This is a genomic window from Trinickia symbiotica (assembly GCF_003028655.1).
Taxonomy (GTDB): Bacteria; Pseudomonadota; Gammaproteobacteria; order Burkholderiales; family Burkholderiaceae; genus Trinickia; species Trinickia symbiotica_A.
Map to the genome: position 1 here is coordinate 155444 of NZ_PYUC01000004.1, position 18506 is coordinate 173949.

The window sequence follows — 18506 nt, forward strand, 5'->3', positions numbered from 1 at the left end:
CTCCTTTCCGCGCGGAAGGCGCTAGGCCGCGCCGGCGCCGGCCTTGCCGGATGATGGCTTGCCCGTCGCGCATTGCCCGCTCGGCGTCGACGGCACACCGCGGCCGGAAGCGCCGGCGCGCACAGCCGCGGCGATCCCGTCGGCCATTTGCGCGACGGCTTGCCGATGTCCGTCGACGAGCGCGGCGTAGCCGGAACCGACGGAGACCTGCGCGAGCGTATGGCAGGTCAGCACCGATTCGCTGCCGACCTTGCGCACGCTCCACACCGCATCGAGCACCGCGCGTGAGCCGAGCCACGATTCGAAGCGTCGCACGTTGACGGTGATGCGGTAGACCGGCACGCCGTTCGGATAGGGCGCGCCATAGACGTCGAACGTGTCGAGGCGAGCCGCGAGATCGCCCGAGAGCGCGCGGCGGATTTCATCGGCCGGCGGCGACACCCATCGCTCTTGCTCGAGCACGTCGACGCCCGAGCCGCCTTTTTGCACCACGAGCTGATTGCGCGCGACTTGCGTGGGGACGTCGACGGGCGGGACTTCGATCAAGAAGGCCGGGCTTGTCGCGCGATCGGCCGCCGTGGCGGGGGCGGCCGCCGGCGCGGCGGATGCCGTGGACGCCGTGGACACCGATGCCGCTCCGCCCGATCCGAGCGTATAGAAATGGGCGGGCGGCGAGGCACAAGCCGCCAATGCCGCCACGCTCGCGCAAAGCGCGATGCGAACGTAGGCGCCGTATGAGCGCGAGGGTCGAAGGGACTTCACGGGTTCGTATCCTTTGCCTTGCCGCGCAGCAGCGATTCGGGGTGGCGTTCGAGGTAATCGGCGAGCGCGTTGAGCGACTGCAGCGTCTGCGTGAGTTGCGTCAGCGCCTGATGCACGTCTGACTGCATCGGCGAGTCCTGCTGCAATGTCTGCTGCGCGGCGCCGAACGTCTTTTGCGCGGCCGCAAGCGTGTCTCGCGCCTGCGGCGCGACTTCCGTGTCGAGCCGCTTAAAGAGGCTGTCGGCATTCTTCAACGTGCCGTTCAGGTTCTTGCTCAGTTCGTCGAACGGGATTTTGTCGAGCTTGCTCGCGATGTCGGCCAACTGAACCTGTAGTTCTTCGAGCGTGTTCGGCACGGTCGGCAGCGTGAGCGGCGTCGCGTCGGGATTGAACGCGACATGCGGTGCGTTCGGGAACACGTCGAGCGCCACGTAGAGCTGGTTCGTCAGCAGGTTCCCGGTGCGCAGTTGGCCGCGCAAGCCGCGCGCCACGAGTTGCGTGAGCAGGGTCTTGTCGGCATCCGGACCGGTCTTCGCGAGCGCGTCGCGGAACCGCGTGCCGAGCCGGTTCGGATAGAGGTTCATCGTGACGGGCATCGTGATGCTGTGCGTCCTGGCATCGTAGTCGACTCCGATCTGCGTGACTTCGCCGAGCTCGATGCCGCGGAAGTCGACGCTGGCACCCAGAGAGAGGCCCCGCAGCGATTGGTTGAAGTTCATGACGACCGTGAAGGCCGGGCCGTCCGGCTCGCGCATGGCGGCCGATTCGCTGCCCGCTAGGCGGAAAGTCATGTTGTCTGGCGCTTCCTGCCCGACCGCCTGCCCTGGTGGAGACTGGAACGCGAGACCGCCGACGATGACGGTTGCGAGCGATTGCGTATTGAGTTTGAGCCCGCTCGAATCGAGCCGCAGATCCACACCGCTCGCATGCCACCAGCGCGAGTTCTCGCCGACGTACTGATCGTAGGGCGCATCGACGAAGACCTGTATCGTGACGCCCTTGCCATCCTTGTCGAGCGAGAAGCCGACAACCTGCCCGACCTGAACGCGCCGATAGTAGACGGGCGAGCCGATATCGATCGAGCCGAGCGAATCACCCTGCAGCGTGTAGCGCCGCCCGCGCTGGTCGCCGGTTACCGCAGGCGGCGTTTCGAGCCCCTTGAAGTCGGTCTCTCCTTGGTGGGAGCGGCCCAGATCGACGCCAATGTACGCCCCCGAAAGCAGCGTGCCGAGGCCCGACACGCCAGTCGTGCCGATGCGCGGACGCACGACCCAGAAGCGCGTGTCTTCGACGGCGAAGTCGGACGCTTCCTTCGTGAGCTGCACTTCGACGATGACGCGCGTATGGTCCTTCGAAAGGCGAATCGTCTTGACGGTGCCGATGTCGACGTTCTTGTACTTGACCTTCGTCTTGGCGGCCTCGAGGCCCTCCGCGTTCGTGAAGCTGATCGAGATGGTCGGACCGCGGTCGACGACCGACTTCACGACGAGCGCAATGCCGATCAGCGCCGCAATGAGCGGCACGACCCAGACGAGCGAGGGCAGCCAGCCGCCGCGGCGTGCGGTGACCGGCTCCGGCAGATCGGGCGGAAGGCCCGAGCCGCCGTTCGAGCCGCCGTTCGAGCCTCCGGACGGGTTGCCGGGCTCTTGATTCGGGCTATTCATGTCGTTGTTCCTGGTTCCTTTCTAGGCGTCCGGCTTCTGCTTCATCGGCGCAGTCCCAGATGAGGCGCGGGTCGAACTGCATCGATGCGATCATGGTCAGCACCACGACGGCGGCGAACGCGAGCGCGCCCCAGCCCGCGGTGATGACCGCGAGCGACCGGAAGCGCACGAGCGCAACTGTCAGCGTGATCACGAATACGTCGAGCATCGACCAGCGGCCGATATGCTCGATGATTCGATAAAGCCTCGCGCGCTCGTGCGTGCGCCAGCTCGAGCGGCGCTGCGCCGTCAGTGCGAGCAGCGCCAGCACGGCGAGCTTCAGCATTGGCACGAGGATGCTCGCGACGAACACGATGATCGCGAGCGGCCAGTCTCCCGATACCCAGAAGTAGACGACGCCGCTCATGATCGTGTCGTCTTCGTTGCCGAACAGCGACGTCGTGTGCAGGATCGGCAGCAGATTGGCCGGGATATAGAGCAATGCTGCCGCGATCAGCAAGGCCCATGTTCGCATGATGCTGTCCGGGTTGCGCTGGTGCAGCACCGTGCCGCAGCGCGAGCAGCGCTGGCGCGCGGCGGTGGCGGTGGCGGTGGCGCGTTCCGCGTGCTGCCCGCGCCCCGCGGCGCGGCGCGCCTCGACGTTGCCGCACGCATGGCAAGCGATCAGTCCCGCGGCTGCCGCCGTGACGTATCTCATCGCGGCTCGATGCGCGTAGGTGCCGTTCGCTCCGCCGCCGCGGCGTGGGCCGCGCGCCGCTCGCGCGCTGCCGGGGCGTCGCCTTGGCGCGCGTTCAGGCGATCGGCCATGTCCCAGAGCACACGCGGATCGAACATGACGACCACAGCCAGCATCAGCGTCAGCCCGCCGAATGCAAAGAGCGCCGCTTCGGGAACGACGCGGGCGAGGCTCGTCATTTTAACGATCGTCACTAGAATGCCGAGCATGAGCACTTCGATCATGCCCCAGGGGCGCACGAATTGAATCGCGCGCAGCACGGAATGGAAGCCGGGCGGCACGACGCCGGCTCGGATCGGCAGCAGGACATAGAGCAGCGAGGTCAGCTCGACGAGCGGAAAGAGGATCGTCGAGCAGAACACGAGCACGGCGACGATCTGCATGTCCTCGCTCCAAAGGGCCACGAGCGCGCCAATCAGCGTCGTTTGCGACGTGATGCCGTTCAACTCGAGCTCGACGATTGGAAAGCCCTGCGCGATAAGGAACGTGATCAGCGCCGCCATTGCGAGCGCGGCAATGCGCTCGACGTGCATCGAGCTCGAGCGCGACAGCACGGCGCCGCAACGCGGGCAGCGCGCGTTCGCCTGCTTTGAATCGCGCGGCTTGCGCAACAGTGCGTCGCATTCATGACATGCAATCAGATTCAGTCGATCCATAGGCAACAGTGCGTCGCCCGGGCGGGGCGGCGGTTGACGAGCGAGACTCGAGGCGCTGCAAACGAGCGGCAAACCCGCGCCAATCTTACCAAATGGCCCCGCGCGGACGCGTTGCGGACGATCCGCGGAAAGGGGCCGGAGCATGCGCGACGGCGAAGCGCGGAATAGACTGTCCTTTGTCCGCGTTTAGCAGTTGCCGTTCCCGGGTTCGATTTTGGACAAAATTGGGGGCCACACGGTCTCTTGGCTTGCGGTAGCATGGCGGCCGTACGGGATGGGGCCGCCGTCGCCATTCTCGGCAAAATACCTGGTAACTCGATATCCTGCCATGTCGACTGAAATCCGGCCTTCGCGGCCATCATTTTCGCAGTCCGATGCTTACACGAGCACCGCAATCACCTTTCATTGGGTCATCGCGCTGCTCATCGTCAGTGCGTTTGCGATCGGTCTCGTCATGACGAGCATTCCGGGATTCACGCCCGATAAGCTCCGTTATTTCTCGTGGCACAAGTGGATAGGCGTGACCGCGTTCGCGCTCATCGTGCTGCGCATCGTCTGGCGCTTGACGCACAAGGCGCCGCCGCTGCCCGAGCACATGCGCGGCTGGGAGCGCGCGCTGGCGCATGCCATCCACGGCTTCATCTACCTGCTGATGATCGCCGTGCCCGTTACCGGATATCTCTATAGCTCGGCCGCGAACGTGCCCGTCGTCTACCTCGGCATCGTGCCGTTGCCGCGCATCATCGCGCCCGATCCGATGCTGAAGGAAGTGCTCAAAACGACGCATATCACGCTCGACTATTGCCTCGCCGCGCTCGTCGTCCTGCATGTGGTGGCCGCCCTCAAGCATCAGTGGCTCGACCGCGACGGCCTTCTTTCGCGGATGATTCCGTTTCTGAAGTGATCCGACTTCCCAAGTGACCTTTCAAGAGTGACACCTGAATGAAAGCTTCGTTCTATCGCTACATGCTGGCCGCATTCGCGGCCGCGACACTGGCAGCCTCGGGGGCCGCGCTCGCGCAGGTCGATTCCGCGAAGAGCTCGATCGTCGCGACGTCGAAACAAATGAACGTGCCCGTGGATGGCAAGTTCACGAAGTTCACGGCCGAGGTGAGCTTCGATCCGTCGAAGCCGACGGCCGGCAGTGCGCAATTCTCCGTGGACGTGCGCAGCTACGATCTCGGCGATAAGGAATACAACGATCAGGTGGCCGGCAAAGACTGGTTCGACGCGAAGACGTATCCGACGGCTACTTTCGTCTCGAGCGCCATTGCGCCCGCCGGCGGCAACAGATACAACGTGACGGGCAAGCTGACGATCAAGGGCAAGAGCCAGACCGTCGTCGTCCCCGTGACGGTGACGCAGCAGGGGGCCGCTCAAGTGTTCGACGGCGCCGTGCCGATCAAGCGCTCGGCCTTCGACGTCGGCACCGGGGAGTGGAAGGATACCTCGGTCGTCGCCGACGACGTCGTCATCAAGTTCCATATTGTCTCGGCGGCGAAGAAAGGCTGACCGGCGCAATCTTGCGATCTTCCCTCGTTTATTCAACGTTGCCGCCCGTTCGGCGGTGCTCGCATCAGGAGAATCGGTTGTGAAAAAGAATGTCCTTATCGCCGCCGCGGCATTGGCGGCGACGCTGTCGGGCAGCGTCTTCGCTGCGGATACGTATCAGCTCGACCCGAACCACACGTACCCGAGCTTCGCGGCCGATCATTTCGGCGGCTTGTCGGTCTGGCGCGGCAAGTTCACGAAGACGACGGGTACCGTGACGCTCGATCGGCAGGCAAAGACGGGTACGGTCGACGTGACGATCGATCCGGCCTCGATCGATACGGGCAACGCCAAGCTCGACGAGCATTTGAAGAAGGACGAATTCTTCGACGTGACGAAGTTCCCGACGGCCACTTACAAGGGCACGAAGATAAAGTTCGACGGCGACAAGCCCGTCGAAGTAATCGGCGAGCTGACGCTGCACGGCGTGACGAAGCCTGTCGACCTGAAGATCGATTCCTTCAAGTGCATGCCGCACCCGATGCTCAAGCGTGAAGTGTGCGGCGTCGAGGCGAGCGGCGATTTCAATCGCGCCGATTTCGGTCTCGATTTCGGGCAGAAGTATGGCTTCAACATGGATACGAAGCTGCAGATCCAGGCTGAAGGGATCAAGCAGCAGTAATCGCGCGGCCGTCGTAAGCTGGCGCATGACGGGCGCTAGTCGGGCGAGCCAATAAAAAAAACGCTTCGAGCATGGCGCTCGAAGCGTTTTTTTTGTCCGTCAAATGACGCGAAACGGTGCGCTGCCGACCTCAGACCTGCGCGCCCGCATTCGGATCGTTCGGATCGTGGCGCTGCCGCTTTTCCTTCAGCAGATCTTCGCGCTTCACGCCAAGCCACATCGCGAGCGCGGCGGCCACGAAGACCGACGAGTAGATGCCGAACAGAATGCCGATCGTCAGCGCGAGAGCGAAGTAGTGCAGCGTCGGGCCGCCGAAGAAGAACATCGACAGCACCATCATTTCGGTACAACCGTGCGTGATGACCGTGCGCGACATCGTGCTCGTGATCGCGTGGTTGATGACTTCCATGACGGTCATCTTGCGCTCGCGGCGGAACGTTTCGCGAATCCGGTCGAAGATGACGACCGACTCGTTGACCGAGTAGCCAAGCACCGCGAGCACCGCAGCCAGCACCGACAGCGAAAACTCCCATTGGAAGAATGCGAAGAAGCCGAGAATGATCACGACGTCGTGCAGGTTCGCGATGATGCCCGCCACCGCGTACTTCCATTCAAAGCGGAACGACAGGTAGATCATGATGCCGACGACGACGCATGCGAGCGCGAGCAGGCCGTTCGTCGCGAGCTCCTTGCCGACCTGCGGGCCGACGAACTCGACGCGCTGCAGCTTCGCGGCGGGCTCCTGCTGATTGAGCGCCGTCATGACCTGATTGCTTTGCTGCGCCGACGAGAGCCCCGTCTTCAATGGCAGACGGATCATCACGTCGCGCGACGTGCCGAACGTCTGCACCTGTGCGTCCCCATAGCCGAGCTTGCCGAGCGTCGTGCGCACCGGCTCGAGTTGCGCCGCCTGCGGGTACTGCACTTCCATGACGGTGCCGCCCGTGAACTCGACCGACAGGTGCAGCCCGCGATGCAGCAGGAAAAACACCGCCGCGAAGAACGTCAGGAACGAGATCGCGTTGAAAATCAACGCGCGCTGCATGAACGGAATGTCGTTGCGAATACGGAAAAATTCCATCGTGTTTCTCTCCGGGCCGTCATCGGCCCTTTAGCCGCTCGGCGGCCCCTGCGGGCCGCCTTCCTTTTGGCATATAAGCGCTCGGCCTCGAGCCGTCAGCGGGACGAATCCGGTTTGCGCGGCGCCGCGGTTTCGCGCGCGCGATTGCGCAACTGTGGCTTGCCTGCGCGAGCCCCTCGATTTCCGCCCTTGGGGGCCGGTTGCGAGCCGACCGACGACGCGAGCGCCGCCGTATCGCTGCCCGCATCGGACGCGCCGAAAGCGCCGGCGCCGGCTGCCGCTCCCGCCGCGGCGGGCCGCCAGACCTGGCCGATCGAGAGCGTCTTCAGCTTCTTCTTGCCGCCGTACCACCAGTTCACGAGCCCGCGCGAGAAGAACACGGCCGAGAACATCGAGGTCAGGATGCCGATGCAGTGCACGACGGCAAAACCGCGCACGGGCCCGGAGCCGAACGCGAGCAGGGCGAGGCCGGCGATCAGCGTCGTCACGTTCGAGTCGATGATCGTCGCCCAGGCGTGCGCGTAGCCGTTCTGGATCGCGAGTTGCGGCGGCGCGCCGTGGCGCAGCTCTTCGCGCACGCGCTCGTTGATGAGCACGTTTGAGTCGATGGCCATACCGAGCGCGAGCGCGATGGCGGCGATGCCGGGCAGCGTCAGCGTGGCTTGCAGCAACGAGAGCACGGCCACGAGCAGCAGCAGGTTGACCGACAGGCCGATCACGGAAACCACGCCGAAGAGCAGATAGTAGGCGATCATGAACACGGTGATCGCGGCAAAGCCGTAGACGACCGAGTCGAAGCCCTTCTTGATGTTGTCGGCGCCGAGGCTTGGTCCGATCGTCCGCTCCTCGATGATGTCCATCGGTGCCGCGAGCGAGCCCGCGCGCAGCAGCAGCGCGAGATCGGCGGCGGCCTGCGGCGTCGGCTGGCCCGTGATCTGGAAGCGGTCGCCGAGCTCGGACTGGATCGTCGCGACCGTCAGCACCTGCCCTTTGCCCTTTTCGAACAGCACCATCGCCATCGGCTTGCCGATGTTGTCGCGCGAGACGCTCGCGACGGCGCGGCCCGCGGCCGAATTGAGGCGGATGTTGACGGAGGGGCGTTGGTGCTCGTCGAAGCCGGCCGACGCGTCGATGATGCTATCGCCCGTGAAGATGACCTGCTTGCGCAGCAGCACGGGCACCTGATTGCCTTCGGTGAAGAGCTCGTCGCCGGGCGGCACGGGCTCGCCCGGAGCCGGATGCGTGTTGACCGGATCCGCGAGACGCGCCTCGAGCGTGGCCGTGCGGCCGATGATTTCCTTTGCCTTCGCCGTATCCTGCACGCCCGGCAGCTCGACGACGATGCGGTCGGCGCCTTGCTGCTGGATCACGGGCTCGGCCACGCCGAGCTCGTTCACGCGGTTGTGCAGCGTCTGCATGTTCTGCTTGACGGCGGCTTCCTCGACGGTCTGCTGCTGGGCGGGCGCAAACGTGCCGACGAGCTCGACGCCGCCCCCTTGCGCCGCGGGCCGCGTGTTCCATTGCAGCTCGGTGATGGTGCGCGAGAGCTGCGTGCGCGCCGTATTGGCGACGTTCGCATCGGCAAAGCTCACGACGACCGATTGGCCGACGCGATTCACGCCGCCGTCGCGAATGTTGTTGTCGCGCAAGTACGTGCGCGCGTCCGACGCGTCGGCGTCGAGCCGCTTGTCGAGCGCACCCGCCATGTCGATCTGCATAAGGAAGTGGACGCCGCCGCGCAAATCGAGCCCGAGGTACATCGGCAGCGCGCGCAGCGCCGTCAGCCAGCGCGGCGAGGCGCTTTGCAGATTGAGTGCGACGACGTATTGCGGATCGGCCGGATCGGTGTTGAGCGCCTTTTGCAGGACGTCTTTCACGTGCAGCTGCGTGTCGGTGTCTTTCAGGCGCACGCGGATGTTGGCATTCGCGCCGCTATTGTCGAACGTGACGTCGTCAGGCTTGATCTGGTTCGCGGCGAGCGCGGCTTCGACCTTGTCGAGCGTCGACGCATCGAGCTTGACCGTGGCCTTGCCGCTCAACACCTGCACCGCCGGCGCTTCGCCGAAGAAGTTGGGCAATGTGTAGAGAAGACCGATGGCGAGCGCCACGGCCATCACGACATATTTCCAAAGGGGATAACGATTCATGGCATTCGCCGTTCGGGGAAGGGGCGTCAAAGCGCCGCGTCCCGCGTCTTCATGGCCGGTGCGAGGGCGCGCGGGGAAACCCGGCGCGCCGCCCGGCTCGTGAAGGCGCGGGAGGCGATCTCAAGCAGCGATCGAAACATTGATCGACGCGACATGGGAGCGTGGCGGCTTCAGAGCGATTTGATCGTGCCTTTCGGGAGGATCGTGGTGACGGCCGCCTTTTGCACGAGGATCTCGGTGCCTTCGGCGATTTCGACGCCGACGTAGGCATCGCCGACCTTCGTGACCTTGCCGACGACGCCGCCGTTCGTCACGACCTCATCGCCCTTGGCCATCGCGGCGAGCATGTTGCGGTGCTCCTTCTGGCGCTTCATCTGGGGCCGGATCATGATGAAATACAGCACCGCGAACATGAGGATGAACGGCAGGAAGCTCATCAGATTCGATTCGGCGCCGCCGCCGGCCCCTTGCGCGAATGCGTTGGAAATCATCGACACGTTGGTTTCTCCGTAAAAGACGATCGGACGATCGCGAAATAGCCAGATATTTTACCATTGCGGTATTGCGCGGCGACGCGGGTCCCGGAAGTCGGACATATGCCCGCTCGTCGCGCGCGGCGGCTATTCGGTGCCTCTTGCGCGCTCCTCGGCGAACCGCTTGCGGAACGCGTCGAAGGTCTGCGTCTCGATGGCGGCGCGCATTTCGCCCATCAGCTCGAGGTAGTAGTGCAGGTTGTGAATGGTGTTGAGCTGCGCGCCGAGAATTTCGCCGACGCGATGCAAATGGTGCAAATACCCGCGCGTGAAGTTGCGGCAGGTGTAGCAGCCGCAGCACTCGTCGAGCGGACGCAGCGTGTTGCGGTGCTGGGCGTTGCGGATCTTGATGTCGCCGAAGCGCGTAAAGAGCCAGCCGTTGCGCGCGTTACGCGTCGGCATCACGCAGTCGAACATATCGATGCCGGCCGCGACGCCGGCCACGAGGTCCTCGGGCGTGCCGACGCCCATCAGGTAGTGCGGCTTGTCGGCCGGTAGCCGCGGTCCGACGTGAGCGAGCACGCGCAACATCTCTTCCTTCGGCTCGCCCACTGAAAGCCCCCCGACCGCGATGCCGTGAAAGCCGATTTCGGAGAGCCCCGCGAGCGATTCATCGCGCAGGTCTTCGTACATGCCGCCCTGGACGATGCCGAAAAGCGCATTCGGGTTCGCGAGCCGCTCGAATTCGTCGATGGAGCGCTTCGCCCAGCGCAGCGACATGCGCATCGACTCGGCGGCCTCCGTGTGGCTCGTCGGCACGCCGTCGGTTGCGTAGGGCGTGCATTCGTCGAACTGCATCACGATGTCGGAGTTGAGCGTGCGCTGGATCCGCATCGAGATTTCGGGCGAGAGAAAGAGCTTGTCGCCGTTGACGGGCGAGGCGAACGCGACGCCTTCCTCGGTGATCTTGCGCAGATCGCCGAGCGAGAAGACCTGAAAGCCGCCCGAATCGGTCAGGATCGGCCGGCGCCAGCCCATGAAGCCGTGCAGCCCGCCGTGCGCGGCGACGGTATCGAGGCCCGGCCGCAGCCAGAGGTGAAACGTGTTGCCGAGGATGATGCGCGCCTGGATTTCCTCGAGCTCGCGCGGCTGAATTGCCTTGACTGTGCCATAGGTGCCGACGGGCATGAAGATCGGCGTCTCGACGACGCCATGGTTGAGCGTCAGTCTGCCGCGGCGCGCCTGGCCGTCGGTGGCGAGCAGCTCGAATTGCAGGCCGCCCGCGGCGGCGGGCGATGCGATCGGGTCGTGATGGTTCGGATGACCGTCGGTCATTCAGTGACTCCTGGTGAGCAACATCGCGTCGCCGTAGCTGAAAAAGCGGTAGCGCGCCTCGATCGCATGGCGATAGGCCTCGCGTATCGTCGCCATGCCGGCAAACGCGGAGACGAGCATCAGCAGCGTCGACTTCGGCAGATGGAAGTTCGTGATGAGCCGATCGACCACGCGAAAACGGTAGCCGGGCGTGATGAAGATATCCGTTTCGGCCGAAGTGGCTTCGAGCGGCCGGCCGGCGGCTTCGGCATCGCGCGCCGCGGCTTCGAGCGCGCGCAGCGACGTCGTGCCGACCGCGACGACGCGGCCGCCGCGCGCGCGCGTGGCCGCGATCTTGTCGGCGAGCGTCTGCGGGAGGTGGTACCACTCGCTGTGCATCTTGTGCTCGGCGATGTTCTCGACGCGCACGGGCTGGAACGTGCCGGCGCCCACGTGCAGCGTCAGCGTCGCCCGCTCGATGCCGCGGCGATCGAGCTCGGCGAGCAGCGCATCGTCGAAGTGCAGACCCGCCGTCGGCGCCGCGACGGCGCCCGGGTTGCGCGCGAAGACGGTCTGATAGCGCGCTTCGTCGGTCGCATCCGGGTCGTGCTCGATGTAGGGCGGCAGCGGCAGCCGGCCGAAGCGCTCGATCAGCTCGAGGCAGGCTTCGGGAAAATGAAGCGTGTAGAACGGTTCGACGCGCTCGCCGACAGTCACGTCGAACGCGTCGGCGAGGCGCAGCGTCGTTCCTGGCGCGGGGCTCTTGCTTGCGCGAATCTGCGCCAACGCGGTGCGCTCGCCCGTCAGGCGCTCGATGAGCACCTCGATTCGACCGCCGCTCCCCTTGACGCCGAAAAAGCGCGCCTTGAGCACCTTGGTATCGTTGAAAACGAGCAAGTCGCCGGCTGTCAGGCAATCGGGAAGCTCGGCAAAGCGCCGATCGACGAGGCGCATCGTATCGGTCACGGTTTGCGGATCGCCGCCCGGTCTCGGTGCGACGACCTCGAGCAGGCGGCTCGCGCTGCGCTGAGGCAGCGCCTCCTGAGCGATCAGCTCGGGCGGTAGATTGAAATCGAAATCGGAAAGCGTGAACATGCTGCGTTGATCGGCGGTGTGCGGCCCGGCGGAATTCGCGAGCCGCTATCATCGCGGGACGTCCGGCCACGTGCCGGGCGCGATGCTGATGACGAAACCGATATTGTACTTGCGAAGAGACTCATGCCCTTGACCCGCCGCCGGCCGGCCGAGCCTGCAAAAGACGCGATGGACGACGCAGCCGACGCCGCGGGCGGCCGCGCGTGGCTGCGAGCGGCGCGCAACGTGGGCAACGGGTACGACGGCGCGCGCGGCGCGGACGCTTCGACGCGCATGAAAACCATTGGGGAGTCGCGCCCGGCGAAAGCGAAGAAGGCGAAGGCGTCGGCCGCCGCGCCCGCGGCGAAACGCGCGGCGCCCGCGAAGACCGCCGACAAGCTCGCGAAGCTCGGTTTGACGCGTGACATCGATCTCGTGCTGCACCTGCCGATGCGATACGAGGACGAAACGACACTCACGCCGATCGGTGAGCTGCTGCCCGGCGAGACGGCGCAGACGGACGGCATCGTCTTCGACAACGAAATTGCGTACCGCCCACGTCGGCAGTTGGTCGTCAAGCTGCGCGACGACGCGGGCGACGAGCTCGTCTTGCGGTTTCTCAACTTCTACGGCTCGCAAGTCAAGCAGATGGCCGTGGGCCAGCGGCTGCGCGTGCGGGGCGATGTACGTGGCGGTTTCTTCGGCCTGGAGATGGTGCATCCGACCGTCCGCGTCGTCGACGACGATACGCCGCTGCCGCAGGCGCTGACGCCCGTGTACCCGAGCACGGCGGGCGTTTCGCAGGCGTATTTGCGCACGGCGATCGACAACGCGCTCGCGCGCACCGACTTGCCCGAGCTGCTGCCTCGACCGATCGCCGAGCGCTATTGCGAGCCGCTCGCGCTGCCGCCGCTCGCCAGCGCCGTGCGGACGCTCCATCATCCGAGTGCCGATACGGACGAGGCGGCGCTTAGCGACGGCAGTCATCCCGCCTGGACGCGTATCAAGTTCGACGAGCTGCTTGCGCAGCAGCTTTCGCTCAAGCGCGCGCACGAGGAGCGCCGCCGCCGCACGGCGCCCGCGATGCCGCGCCGCCCGTCCGGCGATTCGGCTTCGCTCGCGGGGCGTCTCATCGAGGCGTTGCCGTTTGCGCTCACGCGCGCGCAACAGCGCGTCGTGGCCGAAATTTCCGCCGATCTCGCCGCACCGCACCCGATGCAGCGGCTGCTGCAGGGCGACGTCGGCAGCGGCAAAACCATCGTTGCCGCGCTCGCGGCCGCCCAGGCGATCGACGCCGGCTATCAGGCCGCGATGATGGCGCCGACGGAGATCCTCGCCGAGCAGCACGCGCGCAAGCTGCGCGGCTGGCTGGAGCCGCTCGGCGTGACGGTCGCATGGTTGGCCGGCAGCCTGAAGACGAAGGAGAAGCGCGCGGCGCTCGCGGCCGCGGCTTCGGGCGACGCGCGCCTCGTCATCGGCACGCACGCGATGATCCAGGAAACGGTCGAATTCGCGCGGCTCGGGCTCGTGATCGTCGACGAGCAGCACCGTTTCGGCGTGGCGCAGCGACTCGCGCTGCGGGCGAAGGCGCGCAAGGACAAGACCGCGGATCAAGCGGACGAGGGCGCGCAGCAAGGCACTGCGCGGGCGGCGGCCGGCGATGCGCGTGAGTTTCAGCCGCATCAGCTCATGATGTCGGCGACGCCGATCCCGCGCACGCTCGCGATGACGTACTACGCGGATCTCGACGTCTCGACGATCGACGAGCTGCCGCCGGGGCGCACGCCGATCGTCACCAAGCTGATCTCGGATGCGCGCCGCGACGAAGTCGTCGCGCGCGTGCGCGAGGCGGCGCTGACGGGGCGGCAGGTCTACTGGGTCTGTCCGCTCATCGAGGAGAGCGAAACGTTGCAGCTGCAGACCGCCGTCGAGACCTACGAAACGCTCGCGGCCGCGCTGCCCGAGCTGCGCGTGGGCCTCGTGCACGGACGGCTCGCGCCAGCCGAGAAGGCCCTCGTGATGGATGCGTTCTCGCGCAACGAGATCCAGCTCCTCGTCGCCACGACGGTGATCGAGGTCGGCGTGGATGTGCCGAACGCATCGCTGATGGTCATTGAGCATGCGGAGCGATTCGGGCTCGCTCAGTTGCACCAGCTGCGCGGGCGAGTCGGCCGCGGCAGCACGGCATCGGTCTGCGTGCTGCTTTACGGCGGGCCGCTTTCGCTGACGGCGCGTGCGCGGCTGAAGACGATGCGCGAGACGACGGACGGCTTCGAGATCGCGCGCCGCGATCTGGAGATTCGCGGCCCGGGCGAATTCCTTGGCGCGCGGCAGTCGGGCGCGGCGATGCTGCGCTTTGCTGATTTGCAGCACGATGCGTGGCTGATCGAGCCGGCGCGCGAGGCGGCGGCGCGGCTCATCGCGGAGTATCCGGACGTCGCTATTCAGCATTTGGCGCGCTGGCTTGGCACGCGGGAGCAGTATCTGAAGGCTTGACGGTGAGTCCGCGGGGCATCGCTTCGCCAACGCACCTTCATCCGGTGAATCGAGCCGCCGGGCCGACCGGTCAGCCGCCGCGTTGCGGTGTTGGCGAATCGCCGCGACAGGTGTATAAGATAAAACCTATCGACAGTCATAGTCTGATTGGTCCCCATGACGCTTACCGAACTCAAATACATCGTGGCGGTCGCCCGCGAGCGCCATTTCGGCCGGGCGGCCGAGGCCTGCTTCGTCAGCCAGCCGACGCTCTCGGTGGCGATCAAAAAGCTCGAGGACGAGCTCAATGTTCAGATCTTCGAGCGCGGAACGAGTGAGGTCAGCGTGACACCGATCGGTGAGCAGATCGTGACCCAGGCGCAGCGCGTACTCGAGCAGACGCTTGCAATCAAGGAGATCGCGAAGCAGGGCAAGGATCCGCTCGTCGGGCCGCTGCGGCTCGGCGTCATCTATACGATCGGTCCGTACCTGCTGCCGGCGCTTGTCAAGCAGATGATCAAGAGCGTGCCGCAGATGCCGCTGATGCTGCAGGAAAACTTCACGCTGAAGCTGATCGAGTTGCTCAAGCAGGGCGAGATCGACGTCGCAATCATGGCGCTGCCGTTCCCCGAGACCGGGCTCATGGTGCGTCCGCTCTACGACGAGCCGTTTGTCGTCGCGTTGCCGGCCGGGCATGCCTGGGAGTCGCGCAAGGAGATCGATCCCGATGACCTCAAGCAGGAAACGATGCTGCTGCTCGGCAACGGGCATTGCTTCCGCGACCACGTGCTCGGCGTCTGCCCAGAGCTGATGCGCTTCTCGCAGACGGCCGACGGCATTCAGAAAACGTTCGAGGGCTCGTCGCTCGAGACCATCCGTCATATGGTGGCGAGCGGCGTCGGGATCACAGTGCTGCCGCGCATGTCGGTGACCGAGGTGAAGCCGCAGGCGGGCGGCCCCGACGCCGGACTGCTCAGCTACGTGCCGTTCGGCGAGCCGGTGCCCGATCGGCGCGTCGTCCTCGCCTGGCGCAAGAGCTTCACGCGCATGCCCGCCATCGATGCGATCAGCGAAGCGATCGCCGCCTGCGAACTGCCCGGCGTCAACAAGCTCGACATGCCGGTTGCGGTCAACTGATCCGGCAGGCGGCACCGCGTGCCGCCTCTCTTGATCGCGCAGACAGACGTCGCTCGTCGCTTGGCGCTTGGCGTACCGGTGTCGCCACTATCGAATATATAAAATCAATCAATCACCGTAAATCGATAGTCTGAATATACTTCCTCGCATGGTGATCGCATTCATGGAGGAGGTCATGTTGAAACGCTTCTCGTCTGTAGCCGGCGAGGCCGCCTCTCGGCGCGTCGGCGTGCGACTCGCGGCGGCGTTGCGTCGTTCGCGCGCCATCGGGTTCGCCCTGCTCGCCGATCGGGCGCTCGCCGGCTAGCTCGATGAAGCGGCCGCGCGCCGCTTGCCGAATGCGGCGTCGACATCTCGCTCAACGTTTCGAGGCAGGGACGGTGAGCAGTTTCGAAGCAGCGCGGCGCATTCGCGTTCATTCTCTCGTTTGCATCCCGTCCCTGTCTTATCGCTTCGTTCCACGTCGCCAGACGTTTCCCGATGCTAAGGAGCTCAACCCATGTCCGACCGTAATGACCGCAGTCTCACTACCGCCGCCGGCGCGCCTGTCGCCGACAACCAGAACTCGCTGACGGCCGGCCCGCGCGGCCCCGTTGCGTTGCAAGACGTCTGGCTCATCGAGAAACTCGCGCATTTCGACCGAGAGGTGATTCCCGAGCGACGCGTGCATGCCAAAGGCTCGGGCGCCTTCGGCACGTTGCGCGTGACGCATGACATTTCGCGCTACACGAAGGCAAAAGTCTTTTCCACGGTCGGCAAGGAAACGCCACTCTTCATGCGCTTTTCGACCGTGGCCGGCGAACGCGGCGCCGCCGACGCCGAGCGCGACGTGCGCGGCTTCTCGATCAAGTTCTATACGGAAGAGGGCAACTGGGATGTGGTCGGCAACAACACGCCGGTGTTCTTCATCCGCGACCCGTTGAAGTTCCCCGACTTCATCCACACGCAAAAGCGCGATCCGTACACGAACCTGCGTAACAACGTCGCCGCGTGGGATTTCTGGTCGCGCCATCCCGAGTCGCTGCACCAGGTCACGATCGTCATGAGCGATCGCGGCATTCCGAAGAACTATCGGCAGATGCACGGCTTCGGCTCGCATACGTTCTCGTTTATCAACGCGAACAACGAGCGATTCTGGGTGAAGTTCCACTTCAAGTCCCTCAACGGGATCGAGAACTACACCGACGAGGAAGCGGCGCGGGTGATCGCGGGCGATCGCGAGAGTGCGCAGCGCGACCTCGTGACGGCGATCGACGACGGCAAGTTTCCGAAGTGGGCATTCCGCATTCAGGTGATGCCCGAGGCTGACGCGGCCAAGGTGCCCTACAACCCGTTCGATATTACGAAGGTCTGGCCGCACAAAGACTATCCGCTCATCGACGTCGGCGTGATCCAACTCAATCGCAATGCGGCGAATTATTTCGCGGACGTCGAGCAGGCGGCCTTCACGCCGGCCAACGTAGTGCCTGGAATCGGCTTTTCGCCGGACCGTCTGCTGCAGGGGCGACTCTTTTCATACGGCGACACGCAACGCTATCGCCTCGGCGTGAACCATCACCAGATTCCGGTGAATGCGCCGAAGTGCCCGTTCCATCACACGTTCCACCGCGACGGTGCGTTGCGCGCGGACGGCAATCTCGGCGGCACCGTGAACTACGAGCCGAGCCGCTTCGGCGAGTTCGCGCAGGATCGCAATGCCGCCGAGCCGCCCCTCGCCGCCGGCACGATCGACCGTTACGATCACCGCGAGGACGACGACTACTACAGCCAGCCCGGCGCGCTGTTCCGTCTGTTCGACGAGGGCGAGCGGCAGCGGCTCTTCGAGAACATCGCTCGCGCGATCGACGGAGTGCCCGAGGACATCGTCGCGCGGCAGCTCGAGCATTTCAGGCGCGCCGATCCGGCCTACGGCGAGGGCGTCGCGGCCGCAATCGAGATGCACAAGGCCAAGCGTGCGAAGTAGCCGTATGCGTCGCGCCGACGCATACGCGCGAGCAATGCGCGAGCCGCTGAGATAGCGCCGCTGCGTTTGCGTGAGATACACTGGCGCTCGCCCGACGCCTGCAGGCACGTGACGTGTCTCGCGGGCGTCGTGGCGTTAAAGGCGTTTGCCGCCCGCAGTCGTTCGCATCAAATTTGCAAGGAATAGCCATGGCCAAGAAAAACACTGCAGTGCAAATCGACATCGGCATCAGCGACAAAGATCGCAAGAAGATCGCGGAAGGACTGTCGCGGCTTTTGGCCGATACGTACACGCTCTACCTCAAGACGCACAACTTCCACTGGAACGTGACGGGGCCGATGTTCAACACGTTGCATCTCATGTTCGAGCAGCAGTACAACGAACTCGCGCTCGCGGTCGATGCCATCGCCGAACGTATCCGCGCGCTGGGCGTGCCGGCGCCGGGCAGCTACAAGGAGTTTGCGAAGCTCTCGTCGATTCCCGAGGCCGACGGCGTGCCGGCCGCCGAGGAGATGATTCGTCAGCTCGTGGCGGGCCAGGAAGCCGTCGTGCGCACGGCGCGGGCGATTTTCCCGGCCACCGAGGCAGCCAACGACGAGCCGACCGCCGATCTGCTGACGCAGCGGATGCAGACGCACGAAAAGACGGCTTGGATGCTGCGCGCGATGCTTGCGTAAAAGGAGGCCGCTCGCCTTCGGGCAATCGGCTTGCCGGTCGATCGATCGGCGGTATTGGCCTTGGCGGCGAATCGCGCATGCGCGGCGAAACTCGCGTCTCGGAGCGACATGGCTGAAAGGCCCACCGTTCGGGCCTAAAATAGGCGATCACGTTCCGTTCCGGCCGCCCGATGT

General features: G+C 65.2%; 17 protein-coding genes. 8 read left to right on the top strand and 9 right to left on the bottom strand.

Annotated elements, in window-relative coordinates; translation table 11 throughout:
• Nucleotides 1-21 precede the first annotated feature (21 nt).
• From C9I57_RS09185 to C9I57_RS09200, 4 genes are read right to left on the bottom strand one after another with little or no spacing between them, the layout of a single operon-like run.
• Entirely contained in the window at nt 22-762 is a 741-nt protein-coding gene (locus C9I57_RS09185; RefSeq protein WP_107150318.1) for a PqiC family protein, read from the bottom strand.
• Nucleotides 759-2426 (bottom strand): PqiB family protein, encoded by a 1668-nt coding sequence (locus tag C9I57_RS09190; RefSeq protein WP_107150319.1) that lies wholly within the window; start codon nt 2424-2426, stop codon nt 759-761. The genes C9I57_RS09185 and C9I57_RS09190 overlap by 4 nt, the downstream gene beginning before the upstream one ends.
• Entirely contained in the window at nt 2419-3123 is a 705-nt protein-coding gene (locus C9I57_RS09195) for a paraquat-inducible protein A (protein ID WP_107150320.1), read from the bottom strand. The genes C9I57_RS09190 and C9I57_RS09195 overlap by 8 nt, the downstream gene beginning before the upstream one ends.
• Nucleotides 3120-3818 (bottom strand): paraquat-inducible protein A, encoded by a 699-nt coding sequence (locus C9I57_RS09200; RefSeq protein ID WP_107150321.1) that lies wholly within the window; start codon nt 3816-3818, stop codon nt 3120-3122. The genes C9I57_RS09195 and C9I57_RS09200 overlap by 4 nt, the downstream gene beginning before the upstream one ends.
• 328 nt (nt 3819-4146) lie before the next feature.
• On the opposite strand from C9I57_RS09200, the gene C9I57_RS09205 reads away from it, so the two are divergent.
• From C9I57_RS09205 to C9I57_RS09215, 3 genes are all read left to right on the top strand, one after another.
• A complete protein-coding gene (locus C9I57_RS09205; protein WP_107150322.1) occupies nt 4147-4722 on the top strand; it encodes a cytochrome b in 576 nt (191 codons plus the stop codon).
• A 38-nt stretch (nt 4723-4760) separates the two neighbouring features.
• On the top strand, nt 4761-5330 hold the full coding sequence (locus C9I57_RS09210; protein ID WP_107150323.1) for a YceI family protein: 570 nt from the start codon (nt 4761-4763) through the stop codon (nt 5328-5330).
• A 79-nt stretch (nt 5331-5409) separates the two neighbouring features.
• Nucleotides 5410-5991: a YceI family protein gene (locus tag C9I57_RS09215; protein ID WP_107150324.1), complete on the top strand. Its 582-nt coding sequence runs from the start codon at nt 5410-5412 to the stop codon at nt 5989-5991.
• A 130-nt stretch (nt 5992-6121) separates the two neighbouring features.
• On the opposite strand, the gene secF is transcribed toward C9I57_RS09215, so the two are convergent.
• From secF to queA, 5 genes are all read right to left on the bottom strand, one after another.
• Nucleotides 6122-7072, bottom strand: a complete 951-nt coding sequence (secF, locus tag C9I57_RS09220; RefSeq protein ID WP_107150325.1) for a protein translocase subunit SecF — start codon at nt 7070-7072, stop codon at nt 6122-6124.
• A 95-nt stretch (nt 7073-7167) separates the two neighbouring features.
• Nucleotides 7168-9219 carry a protein translocase subunit SecD gene (gene secD, locus C9I57_RS09225; protein WP_107150326.1) on the bottom strand — a complete coding sequence of 684 codons (2052 nt, stop codon included), beginning with the start codon at nt 9217-9219 and terminating at the stop codon, nt 7168-7170.
• Nucleotides 9220-9389: 170 nt separating this feature from the next.
• On the bottom strand, nt 9390-9716 hold the full coding sequence (yajC, locus tag C9I57_RS09230) for a preprotein translocase subunit YajC (RefSeq protein ID WP_018439967.1): 327 nt from the start codon (nt 9714-9716) through the stop codon (nt 9390-9392).
• A gap of 123 nt (nt 9717-9839) precedes the next feature.
• Nucleotides 9840-11027 (bottom strand): tRNA guanosine(34) transglycosylase Tgt, encoded by a 1188-nt coding sequence (gene tgt, locus C9I57_RS09235; RefSeq protein WP_018439968.1) that lies wholly within the window; start codon nt 11025-11027, stop codon nt 9840-9842.
• The gene (queA, locus tag C9I57_RS09240; protein ID WP_107150327.1) at nt 11028-12101 is read right to left on the bottom strand and encodes a tRNA preQ1(34) S-adenosylmethionine ribosyltransferase-isomerase QueA; all 1074 of its coding nucleotides are present in this window, start codon (nt 12099-12101) and stop codon (nt 11028-11030) included.
• A 123-nt stretch (nt 12102-12224) separates the two neighbouring features.
• Here queA and recG point away from each other — a divergent pair, with 123 nt between their 5' ends.
• The 5 genes from recG to C9I57_RS09260 all read left to right on the top strand — a co-directional run bounded on the left by recG (nt 12225) and on the right by C9I57_RS09260 (nt 18332).
• A complete protein-coding gene (recG, locus tag C9I57_RS09245; RefSeq protein ID WP_107150604.1) occupies nt 12225-14576 on the top strand; it encodes an ATP-dependent DNA helicase RecG in 2352 nt (783 codons plus the stop codon).
• A 156-nt stretch (nt 14577-14732) separates the two neighbouring features.
• A complete protein-coding gene (locus tag C9I57_RS09250) occupies nt 14733-15692 on the top strand; it encodes a hydrogen peroxide-inducible genes activator (protein WP_018439971.1) in 960 nt (319 codons plus the stop codon).
• A 175-nt stretch (nt 15693-15867) separates the two neighbouring features.
• Nucleotides 15868-15999, top strand: a complete 132-nt coding sequence (locus C9I57_RS33165) for a hypothetical protein (protein ID WP_258187565.1) — start codon at nt 15868-15870, stop codon at nt 15997-15999.
• Nucleotides 16000-16191: 192 nt separating this feature from the next.
• A complete protein-coding gene (locus C9I57_RS09255; protein ID WP_107150328.1) occupies nt 16192-17655 on the top strand; it encodes a catalase in 1464 nt (487 codons plus the stop codon).
• Between the two features lie 188 nt (nt 17656-17843).
• On the top strand, nt 17844-18332 hold the full coding sequence (locus tag C9I57_RS09260) for a Dps family protein (protein WP_018439974.1): 489 nt from the start codon (nt 17844-17846) through the stop codon (nt 18330-18332).
• Nucleotides 18333-18506: the final 174 nt, after the last annotated feature.